Genomic DNA, 11,060 nt, shown 5'->3' with positions numbered 1-11,060 from the left:
GCGACGACGCCGGAGAACACGCTGGGCTTCCAGCCTATCGTGATCCGGAAAAAGTTGGAGGCGCTGTAACGCGGCGGGCTACTGGAAGCGAATGTCGCCGCGCCAGAAATCCTGACCGGTCACCCGCGTGCGGCGGCCGTCGTCGTGCACGAAAAAGAAGCTTTCCCTCACCACGCAATAGACGCTGAAACGCCCGGTGCCGTCGGGGTCGAAGGTTTGTTCGTCTTCCAAGTCGGGTTCGAACTTGTCGGTCGTGGCGAACCAGTGGAAGGTTTGGTCGGCGTCTTTTTGATCGACCTGCGCCGTGAGCTTCACTTCCTTGGCGCCGGTGACAAACCTGCCTTCTTCGTTCGGTGAGAGCACGTTGCCGGCGGCCTTCACTTCGACATCAAGGAGTTCAGGGTTGCGCAGGCGGTCGTCTTCGGCCCGCTCGGAAACGATGAAGAGCTTGTAGGCGAAGACCGGTTCGCTTTCCAGGTCCCCGTTTTTGAAGGCGGTAGCGCCGACGGTGAGAATCTGCCCGTTGCTTTGCAGCGGACCGAAGGCGGTTTCGAATTCGTCAATTTCCGGCACCATCCACTCAAAGGGCAGATCCGGCGAGGGTTGCAGGTAGAAGTCGTTGATGTCCACGTTCTCGGTGTCGCCGGTCAGACGCGCGGCGTCGCCGCCGATGATCGCCCACGCAATCGGCCCTTCGTAGAGCGAGCCGTCGCCGTTGGCCACGATGGCGCGGAAGGTAATCGGTTCGCCGGGCGCGGCTTCGATGGGGTCGGCGATGATGCCGAGAAAGCGTTGCGTTTTGATTTCGCTCGCCGGGTCGAATTCGAGATCGCAACCGGGCGCGGCGAGCGCGACGGCCAGGAGCACAAGGAGCGACACGATACGCGGTTTCATCCTCACCCTCCTTTAGAACCGGGCCTGCACGCCGAGCGACGGCATGAAGGTCGGGAACTGGACGGGTTTCTCTTCGGTGTAATCGAAGTTATAGGCATAGCCGACGGGTTGGTCCTGCCAGTACACGTTCTGGATGTCGACGTACGCGGCGAGCGTCCAGCGGTTGAAGTACCAGAACTTGTCGGCGCGCAGGTCGAGCTTGTGGAAATCGCCGCGCCGCCGGCCGTTGATTTGATCGGAATAAATGGGCAGGTAGGAATCGGCGTCGGCGTTGTACACCGCCGTATCAACCTTGGTGTAGGGCAGGCCCGTCGAGTACTGCCATTTCGCGCCGATACGCCACTGCTTGTTTTGGCCGAGCATGTAGCTGGCCAGAATGATGAAATTGTGCCGCTGGTCTTCGTCGAAGTAACGCCAGTCGGCGTCGGGATCATCCTTCCGTTTGGACACCGTGTAGGTGTAGCTTACCCACCCCATCAAACGGTCGAGCAGTTTTTTGCGCGCGATCAGTTCGGCGCCGTACACGAAACCCTCGCCACTGTTTTCATATGGCTCAGCGTCGCCGGCGGCGGTGGGCGAGACCAGGTTGTCCAGCCACTTGTAGTAGCCTTGCGTGTCGATGTGAATTCCTTCGCCGAAATCGTATTCGAAGCCGCCCGAGGCGAGGTACGCGACTTCCGGCTCCAATTCGCGCGTGCCGAAATCGTCGACCACTTCGTCCGGCGAAGGCCACTGGTGATACAGCCCGCCGGCCAGTTTGATTTTGGCGGCGTCGGTGGCCAGGAAGTTAATCGTCAGGCGCGGCTCGAGAAAGTACTGCTCGATGTACGGCAGCAATTCGGCGCGCGCGCCGGGCACCAATTGCAGCCAGCGCACCGGGTGCATGAAATCTTCCACGTAGGCGCCGTACTGCCACGCAGTGATGTCGGTCTTGGTGGTGATGGTATCTTCCGACGTGATGTTCAGCGAAGGTTCGCCTTCCTTGGGCGGCCGGATGATTTCCGCTTCGTAGTTGTAAGCGTACACGCGTGATTCGGCCCCGAAACGCAACTCGTTCCACTTGCCAAGGCTTAGCGAGGCGTCGTCGCGGACGTGCGGCTGGTAGAGGACGCTGGTCCAACTGAATTCCGGCCCGAACGCGAAGTCGGCCTCGACGCGCAGCAGGCTGCCGGCGAGCGAATTGGTAAACCGTTCGTTGGGCAGGAAATTCCAACGGGCGTCGAGTCGCTGCCACGCAATGCGCATGTCGAAGGAGTTGCCGGAAAAGGGATCGCTCACGTCGTCCTCGCCGATCACGTTCATCGCGTCGTCCGAACCCAGCAGCAGGAACTCGAATTCATTGCTCAGGTTCGGCGCGTAATTGAACAGGCCGGTGAAATCGTAGAAACGCGGCGCGAGCGTGAACTCGGCCTGATCTTCCGGGACGACGGCGGGCAGGATGAAATCGATCAGGCTGCGCCGCCCCGACGCGGCCCACGCGAACTTGTCTCCCGCCGGTCCTTCAAAAAGCAGAAACGATGAGTAGCTCGCCAAATCCACCACGCCGCCGAAACGATCGCGGCGCGGGTCGCGCGTGGTGACTTCGATCACGCCGCCCAGGGCGTTGCCGTATTGGCTTTTGTACGCGCCGGGGTAGTAGGCGACGTCTTCAACGAGTTCGGCGTTGATGATGGAGATGAAACCGCCGAAGTGAAACAACTGCGGAATCTCGAAACCGTTGAGGTAGTACTGGCTGTCTTCGGCGCTCGTGCCGCGAATCACCAAACCGTTGCCGCCGAAGCCGGCGACGCTCGTGTAGGCGACGCCGGGCAATGTTTCCACGACGCGAATCACGTCGTTGTTGGCGCCGGGCACGCCGGTGATTTCTTCTCGCTGCAATTCTTGCCGGGCCATGGCTTCGGGTTCTTTTTTGGCGACAACGACGATCTCGTCGAGGGCGTAACCGATTTGATGCACGTAGTAGACCAGCGCGGTTTCCTCGCCGGTGCGAACTTCGATCTCTTCGTTGATCTCTTCGATCGTGTCTTCGGTGATGCGAATCGTGTAAGTCCCGGCGGGGACGTCGTCGATCGCGAACGCGCCGTCTTCGTCGGTCAACGCTGTTAGGGAGGTATCGACCAACAAGACTTCGGCGTACGCCAGCGGGGTGCGCACACCTTTAACGAGCACGCGACCGGTGACGCGGCCTACGGCGGCGTCGGTTTGTGCACGCGCGAATTGCGGCCATGCGAAAAGGCATGTCACCAGGATCGCGGCGCAGAAAGTGAGCAGGGCGCGGAGCGTTCGTCGGGGCGCGGCTGTCAACGGCGCGATTGGCGGAGCCGGATTCATCAACGGACCTCCCTTGCAGGGTCGAGATTCTTTGGTAGGGCAAAGGCGCGTCTTGCGCAAGGTGGGATCTGCATTTCACGCAACCGGCGCGGGCGGGTAATGACGGTTCGCCGAAACGAGAGGTTGCCGATGTGGGCGATGAATTCGCGCCGCGCGTTGTGCGAATCGGAATGCGTAACGTGGATCGCAAACTGAAATCGTGCCGCGCAACGAAGACGCAGCGCAACAAAGATGAGCGCGTGACGTCGCATTCGCCGACAAAAAAATCGGCGTTTTTAAAATTCTCGTCTTGAAAGACGTGATTGTTAATTGATATGGTGTTATTCGAATCCAATAACAGGAGGATGCTAGATGGCGACTAAAAAGCAGTACTCAAATACCGCCTTAGCAAAAGAGGTGGGTGTTTCCGCGGGGAAGATGCGGAAACTGATCGCTGCGGCAGGCTTGAAACCCTTTAAGACGGAGCGTAACTGCAAGTATTACACGATGACCGATCTCCGCGTCCTGAAGAAAGCCTACAAAGAAGAACAGAAGGCGTTGGCGGCGAAAAAGAAAGCCGCTCCGAAGAAAAAGGCTGCCCCGAAGAAAGCCGCTCCTAAGAAGAAAGCGGCCCCGAAGAAAGCCGCCCCGAAGAAAAAGGCTGCCCCGAAGAAAGCGGCTCCGAAGAAAGCAGCCGCGAAGAAAAAGGCTGCCCCGAAGAAAGCGGCTCCGAAGAAAAAGGCTGCCCCGAAGAAAGCAGCTCCGAAGAAAAAGGCTGCCCCGAAGAAAGCCGCCCCGAAGAAAGCGGCTCCGAAGAAGGCTGCGGCGAAAAAGCCGGCCAAAAAGAAAGCTGCCAAAAAGAAATAGGCGCCGATTTCGAATCGACGCCTTTTGCATTTTGAGGGACAAACAACCGCATGGTCGTTTGTCCCTTATTTTATCATCGTGGCGGTCCACGCCATGCGATGGTCATCTATCGATCTCCGCGATTTAGGAATTGACGGAAATAGCGATCGGCACAGCGCGGGCAAATGCCGTGCGTCGTATGCACCATGTCTCTGATTCTCCAAAACGACGGAATCCGCACCCACTGACCGCGTTTGTTTTTCGCGCGCCCGCAATGTGCGCACACCGTCAACATGATCGAATTAGCCAACGCTGAAGAAGTATTTTCTGTGATCTGCGTCATGTCCGCATCCTTTCTCAGCCCATCCGCTATGGACATAAATGAGCAAGGAATGTGCCAGAAATCATCGGCGCGGAAGATGAGTCGGCGTTCACCGAAAAACCTTGGAAAAACGAGCCGAAGCAGCCTGATGCATCACACAAACTCACGGGCGACGCTCGAAGCGCCTGCACCGTGCGCACTCAAAAACCTGCGGTAACCGCTGGAATTCCACCGGTCGGCGGTTGGCGGCGGAAGTGCTGGATACAGCGCCGCGAGTCCAAAAAAAAGCGACCCGTCTCCAGGCCGCTTCGTTCTGATTTGCGTTGTGTTGTGCGGATTACACCGTCGGGGTGCTGCGGCCGAGAATGCCGTCAGCGACCTTGTAACCCAGGCAGTAAATGATGAACGCGCAGTTGGCCAGCAGCGGCGCGGGGAACAAACTACCATCGGCGATCCAGAGGTTGTCCATATCCCACACTTGGCCGTTGACGTCGGCGACCGAGTCTTTCGGATCGGTGCCCATGCGGCACGTGCCGACTTTGTGGACGACGTCGATACCGCCATGGAACATTTGTTCGGGGTCGCCGCCCGCCGCCAGGATGATGTCATCGGCGGCCGCAGTGGCTGTGTCGACCCACGCGAGTTCTTGGGCGTTCGGTTCGAAGTCAACAACCGGCAGCGGATCGCCGTAACGATTTTCCCGCGTCGGGTGCGGCATGATCGAGTTTTCGGTGAAGCCGTCGTCGAAGCTGCGGGTCAGCGGCGCGGAGACGATCATCTTGCTGTAGTTGCGCATGATGCGTTTGAACTTGAGCCCGATCATGTCGAGCAGGTCTTCCTTTTCCATCACCTCGACCATGCCGCCCAGGTACGTCGGCGGCGCGGCCATGTTGAACTCGAGCAAGTAACCCTTGTCCCAATTCTGGTACAGGTCGTTGAGTTCGACGAGGTTGCCTTGGTAGGTGCGCACGTCGTCGCGCTTCATCACGGCGTAGGTTGCGCGGAAGAAGTGGCCGCGCAAATTGCGTCCCACTTGTCCCGAAGAATTGGCCAGTGTCTCGCCTTTGCGGCCCGACCAGTGCAACAGCATCGGCGTCATCATCGAACCGGCGGCCAGGATGTAGCGGTCGGCGATGATTTCGTGCTCTTCGACGTGCTCGGACGTTACGCCCGTCGTCGTGCGTTTCAGGTACGTGACGCTGGTTACTTTCGTGCCGGCGGGGTTGGTGTTCAGGCGGGTGACCCAACAGTTCTCCCGCACTTCGGCGCCGTACCACTTCGCTTTGGGCAGCGCGATCGTCGTGGCGTTCGCCTTGGCGTTGTAGCGACAACCCAGCAGGCAGCAACGACACTGCCGGCAGCGATCGTGGTACACGCCGTATTCGAAATACGGCTCGCGGTTAAAGCCCGATTGGATCGGCCCCAAGATGTCGCCGGCCGCTTCGTTGACGACCTGCGCGTAGTGGCTGAGTTCTTCCAGCGGCCAACGATACACGTGGTAGCGCTTTTTCGTCAGCTCGAAGTAGGGCTGAAACTCTTCCCAGCTAAAGGGCCAGAGACCGGCGTTGAAATCTTCGGGTGTCGACTCTTCCAACACGCCCGCGTAGCAGGTCGTACCGCCGCCGGCGCATTCGCCCATGTCGGTCCGCCAGTTACGACCGGTGTATTCCTCGTGCCAGAACAATCCGTCGTTCACGGTGTCGAGAAAACGCTGGCGATTGGCGAAGTGGTCGGGCGAGCCGTACTCGATATTCAGGTCCTTACCCGCTTCCAAAAACACGACCTTGTATCCGGCCTCGGCCAATTCGGCGCCTACCGTACCGCCGCCCGCTCCGGAGCCGATAATCACGACGTCAGCATGTTCAATCATCGCGCAGACCTTTCTTCAGTGTGACCGGGAACTGTCGGGTATCCGGATAGCCTTCGCAGGGAAGCCGGAAGGTGCCGGTGGGATCCTCGGGGTCGTACCAGTTCATGGATTCAAACAATTCGCGCTCGGCCTCGGGATCGTTTTCTTCGTAGGTGCCGATCATCGAGATCGTCAGGATGCCGCTGAGCATGTCGCTGAGCAGCGGGTTGATATCTTCGCGTTCGCGGATCCACTCCTTGACCGCTTCCATTTGTTCGACGGCCGTGCAGTTCATGAAGCGCCGGCCGTACAAACCGCGGGCGTAGCTGTTGAGCATCATCGCCGCCATGTACTGGCCCAGTTCGCCCAACGTTGCCGCCAGCACCCAGTCGCCGCCGTAATCGCTACCCTTGAAGTCATTGGGGATTTCAGGGTCGGGGGGGACGATGATGTCCACCACCGCCGTGATTTCCGGAACCGGCGCCGGGCCGTCTTTGCCAAGCGGGCTATGCGGCCGCCAGTCCTCGAGGTATTCGGGGATGGCGAAGCGCGGCAGGCCGAAGGTACCGGTCAGCAGCGTCGTGAAAAACATCGCGGTGGACTTACCTAAAAAGTCACGGCGATTCATTGGCTGCCTCCTTTCGTCGGCGTCACCATATCGATCGTGCCGTTGATGTGCGTCCCCCGTCGCTTGATCGTGCGATCGGGATTGACCGAATCGGCGTGGCACGCATAGCAATCAGCGGCGGCGTTGCCCTGCGGGTCGGTGAGGCGATGGCAGGCGCCGCACGCGCCGTACTTGCCGCTATTGTCGCCCCAGACCGGCTCCTTGGCCGTGCCGCCTTCCAGCGTCGCGCCGTGGCAATACACGTTGGAGCATGTCGTGCCGTCCCAAGTAGGCGTCGCACCACCTATCGTGGCCAGCTTCTGGAAGTGAATCTCGGCTTTGTTGTCGCCGTCGATATGACCCGCCGCCCACACGCCGAGCGGTACGTCGTGGCAGTTGATGCAATTGGTGCGATGGGCGGGAATCGCGTCGCGCCGCATGGCCTGGTGGGAACCCACGCCCTTGCGGTCGTCGCTGCAGTTACCGTTAAGGTTTTGCGGCGGTGATACGCCTTTGTCCCACCCGTGACAGGAGGAACAACCCACCGCGACGTTTACTTCGCCGTTGTTGTGCAGCGCGACCTGCACGAACTTCATGTCCTGCCCCACGACGTTACCGTGGCAGCGATAGCAGCGGCGGTTTTGCGGGTGGCGCGCGGTTTGCGGCGGCGCTTTGTGACAGTCGCTGCACCCTTCGGGAATCGGCACGACGGGAAAACCGCAGTCGTCCACATCCTGCATGGCCACCGAACCCGTCAGACCGCCGTCGTCGTCGTCAGCCGGAGTGCCGCCGTCGCCGGACGAACCCGAACCGTTGTCGCACGCGACAACCCACGCGAACAACGCGGCAAGCAGGCACGCAACGAGACACACGCCGGCGCGGGAGGTGAACGTAAAATCGTGTTTCATGATGGTGTTTCCTAACTCCTTACCGACGCACATCTCTGATGCCGGCCGGCGATAAGACAAAGGTCCGGGACCGTTGAATACATAGCTTTCTCGATTAACACATAATTTAGCGGAAGACAATTCAGGAATATTATCGAGATGGCGGCCTATTTGCCGCCCGCGGAGGGTTCTTTCGCCAGGAAAAACCCGCGAAGCCCGGCCTCGACGCCCTCGCAGAAGCGCCCGATGGTTTCGTCGGTCTGGAAAAACGCCACCGAAAGCGGATTGGAAAGGAAGTGCGTTTCGATCAACACGGCGGGGCGTTGGTTTTTGTCCAACACGCCAAGGCGGCGCGCGTCGGTCACGTACGAACTGTATTCCGGCCAGGCGCACAAGTAATTGCTCGTGCCGCCCATGGCATGCAGGTGGCGTCGTTCCGGACCCCAGTTGTAGAGCGGCAGGCGCTCGGTCTTCAGCCCGGCGCCGAGGTACGCCGCGAGCCGGGCCGATTTCTCGCCTACGCCTTTTTGCTGACGCGACGACCAAATCATCCACGTGCCGTGCTTGTAGAACTCGTACGCCCAGTCCGAGTGAATCGACAAAAACGCATCCGGCCGGCGGGCGTTCGACATGCGCCGCCGCGCGCTGATGGAAACGGCCGCGTCGGTTTGGCGGGTGAAGCTCACGCGGTATTTGCCGGTCGCCCGCAGGTGTCGCCCGAGAGCCTTGGCGACGCGCAGGTTGACGTCCTTCTCCGGAGCCGACCAGCGCGACTTCGCGCCGGTGTCTTTCCCACCATGGCCGACGTCGATCAAGATGTGCCGCGGCTTGAATTTCGCAGGGTACGCGGCGGGGATAAGCAGGGGTGGGGGGCGGTCGGCCAAGCGCACGGTCGGCGGCGGCAGCAGGATCCGCAGTCCCGCGAGCCCGCCCGCCAGGACAAAGGTAAGAACCAGCAGACCGGCGGCGAAACACCACGCTTGTCGCGTTGCGCCGCGCACCCGGCTATTCCGTCGCTTGGTTCGGCGTCGGCTCGCCGCTCAGGAAGGCGTCGATCGCCTTGGCGGCTTTTTTACCTGCGCCCATGGCCAAGATCACCGTGGCTGCGCCGGTGACGATGTCGCCGCCGGCGTACACGCCGGGGATGTTCGTGAGGCCCGTTTCGGGATCGGCAGTGATGTTGCCCCACTTGTTCGTTTTCAGTTCCGGCGTGGCGCGGGTGAGAAGCGGGTTCGGGCCCTGGCCGATCGCGATGATGACGATGTCGATGGAAATGACATGTTCGCTGTTCGGAATCGGAATTGGACGCCGCCGGCCCGAATCGTCGGGCTCGCCCAATTCCATCTTGATGCATTCCACGCCCGAGAGCCAACCGTCGCCGTTGTCGAGAAAACGCAGCGGATTGGTCAGCATGCGAAAATCGACGCCCTCTTCGATCGCGTTTTCCACTTCCTCGGCACGCGCCGGCAACTCGTCTTTCGTGCGGCGATAGATGCAGTAGACTTTTTTCGCGCCCAGACGCAACGCCACGCGCGCGGAGTCCATCGCCACGTTGCCGCCGCCGACGACCGCCATCGTTTCACCGATGCGCACCGGCGTGTCGTACTCGGGGAACTTGTACGCCTTCATCAGATTGACGCGAGTCAGAAACTCGTTGGCGGAATACACGCCGTTCAGGTTTTCGCCCGGGATGTTCAAGAAGTAGGGCAAGCCCGCGCCGGTGCCGAGGAACACGGCGTCGAATCCTTGTTTCTCCATCAGGTCCTGCAACGTGGCGGCGCGGCCGATGATGTAACTGGTGTGAAGTCGCACGCCCAACGATTTGACGTACTCAATTTCGCGGCGCACGACCGCGTCCTTCGGCAGGCGAAACTCCGGGATGCCGTAGACGAGCACGCCGCCGCCTTTGTGGAAGGCTTCGAAGATTTCCACGTCGTGTCCCAGGCGGGCCAGGTCGGCCGCGGCGGTCAGGCCCGCCGGGCCGCTGCCTACGACGGCGATTTTCTTGCCGGTCAACGCGGCGCGTGGCGGCGAGGCATCGCTTTGGTGCTCGGCGTGGTAGTCGGCGACAAAGCGCTCGAGTCGTCCGATGGCGATGGCGTTGCCTTTTTTCGCCAGCACGCAGTATTGCTCGCACTGCGATTCCTGCGGGCAGACGCGGCCGCACACGGCGGGCAGGCTATTCACGCTCAAAATCAACTCGGCCGATTCCCGAAAACGCCCCTCGGTGATCAAGTGAATGAACTCCGGAATCGGCACGTCCACCGGGCAGCCTTTCGTGCACGGTTGCGATTTACACTGCAGACATCGTTGCGCCTCGGTGCGGGCCATTTTGGGCGAATAGCCCAGCGCGACCTCGTCGAAATTCGCGACGCGCGCCCGCGGATCCTGCCGCGGCATTTCGATGCGCCGCTTCATCCGCTCCATGGTTTCGGCCTTGCCCGTCGAGACCATCATGTAGTCCCACAACGCGCGGTGCTCCTCGGAGACGTACATTTGCTGGCGCGCCATCAGTTCCTTGAAGTTGACTTGGTGGCCGTCGAATTCGGGGCCGTCGACGCACACGAATTTCGTGCCGCCGCCCACTTCCACGCGGCACGCGCCGCACATGCCCGAGCCGTCGAGCATGATGGAATTGAGGCTGACCTCGGTGTGAATGCCGTGCGGTTCGGTGACGCGGCTGACGGCGGCCATCATCACCACCGGCCCGATGGCCCAAGCGCGATCGATGGTTTCGCCGCGGTCGATCACTTCCTGCAAGGCGTCGGTGACAAAGCCGGGTCGGCCGTAGGAACCGTCGTCGGTACAGACGATGACCTCGTCGCTGAACGCGGCCATCTCGTCTTCCAGAATGACCAAATCCTTGCTGCGCGCGCCGATGATGGAAATCACCTTGTTGCCGTGCGCCTTGAGCGCGCGGGCGATCGGATAGACCGGCGCCACACCCACGCCGCCGCCCACGCACACCACGGTGCCGTAGTCGGCCAGTTGCGAGGGCGTGCCGAGCGGACCGACCAGATCGAGCAACACGTCACCCGCCTCCAACTCGGCCAGGCGACGTGTTGAGGCCCCGACCGGTTGAAAGATGATGGTGATCCAACCCTCGGCGGGCGAGAAATCGACAATCGTCAGTGGCAAGCGCTCGGCGCGTTCGTCCATGCGCAAAACGATGAACTGACCCGGCTGTGCGGCCTGGGCCAACCGCGGCGCTTCCAGCCGAAACTGAATCGTCGAGGGCGTCAGGTCGCGGCGCTCAAGGATGCGGGTATCGCGAAAGCCGTCATTCCGGCATTGAGACCCGGCGGGCCGTTCGTGGGGCGCGTGTGTCATGGTCGGTTCCTCGGA

General features: G+C 60.9%; 8 protein-coding genes. 1 reads left to right on the top strand and 7 read right to left on the bottom strand.

What is annotated here, in order from left to right; translation table 11 throughout:
* Window positions 1-78: 78 nt before the first annotated feature.
* Both P9L99_04490 and P9L99_04485 read right to left on the bottom strand, forming a co-directional pair.
* A complete protein-coding gene (locus tag P9L99_04490) occupies window positions 79-894 on the bottom strand; it encodes a hypothetical protein (protein ID MDP8222595.1) in 816 nt (271 codons plus the stop codon).
* Between the two features lie 12 nt (window positions 895-906).
* Window positions 907-3,225: a TonB-dependent receptor plug domain-containing protein gene (locus P9L99_04485; protein ID MDP8222594.1), complete on the bottom strand. Its 2,319-nt coding sequence runs from the start codon at window positions 3,223-3,225 to the stop codon at window positions 907-909.
* Window positions 3,226-3,576: 351 nt separating this feature from the next.
* Between P9L99_04485 and P9L99_04480 the strand changes: the two genes are divergently transcribed.
* A complete protein-coding gene (locus P9L99_04480) occupies window positions 3,577-4,071 on the top strand; it encodes a hypothetical protein (protein ID MDP8222593.1) in 495 nt (164 codons plus the stop codon).
* 638 nt (window positions 4,072-4,709) lie between these two features.
* On the opposite strand, the gene P9L99_04475 is transcribed toward P9L99_04480, so the two are convergent.
* From P9L99_04475 to gltA, 5 genes are all read right to left on the bottom strand, one after another.
* Window positions 4,710-6,242 (bottom strand): GMC family oxidoreductase, encoded by a 1,533-nt coding sequence (locus P9L99_04475; protein ID MDP8222592.1) that lies wholly within the window; start codon window positions 6,240-6,242, stop codon window positions 4,710-4,712.
* Window positions 6,235-6,849 carry a hypothetical protein gene (locus P9L99_04470; GenBank protein ID MDP8222591.1) on the bottom strand — a complete coding sequence of 205 codons (615 nt, stop codon included), beginning with the start codon at window positions 6,847-6,849 and terminating at the stop codon, window positions 6,235-6,237. The genes P9L99_04475 and P9L99_04470 overlap by 8 nt, the downstream gene beginning before the upstream one ends.
* Entirely contained in the window at window positions 6,846-7,736 is an 891-nt protein-coding gene (locus P9L99_04465; protein ID MDP8222590.1) for a CxxxxCH/CxxCH domain-containing protein, read from the bottom strand. Before P9L99_04465 ends, P9L99_04470 begins: the two co-directional genes overlap by 4 nt.
* A 146-nt stretch (window positions 7,737-7,882) precedes the next feature.
* A complete protein-coding gene (locus P9L99_04460) occupies window positions 7,883-8,716 on the bottom strand; it encodes an N-acetylmuramoyl-L-alanine amidase (protein MDP8222589.1) in 834 nt (277 codons plus the stop codon).
* Between the two features lie 4 nt (window positions 8,717-8,720).
* Window positions 8,721-11,045, bottom strand: a complete 2,325-nt coding sequence (gltA, locus tag P9L99_04455; GenBank protein MDP8222588.1) for an NADPH-dependent glutamate synthase — start codon at window positions 11,043-11,045, stop codon at window positions 8,721-8,723.
* Window positions 11,046-11,060 lie beyond the last annotated feature (15 nt).

The sequence above is a fragment of the Candidatus Lernaella stagnicola genome, assembly GCA_030765525.1.
Classification (GTDB): Bacteria; Lernaellota; Lernaellaia; order Lernaellales; family Lernaellaceae; genus Lernaella; species Lernaella stagnicola.
Note: the sequence above shows the minus strand (reverse complement) of the source record. Positions and strands in the feature narration are given on the sequence as shown.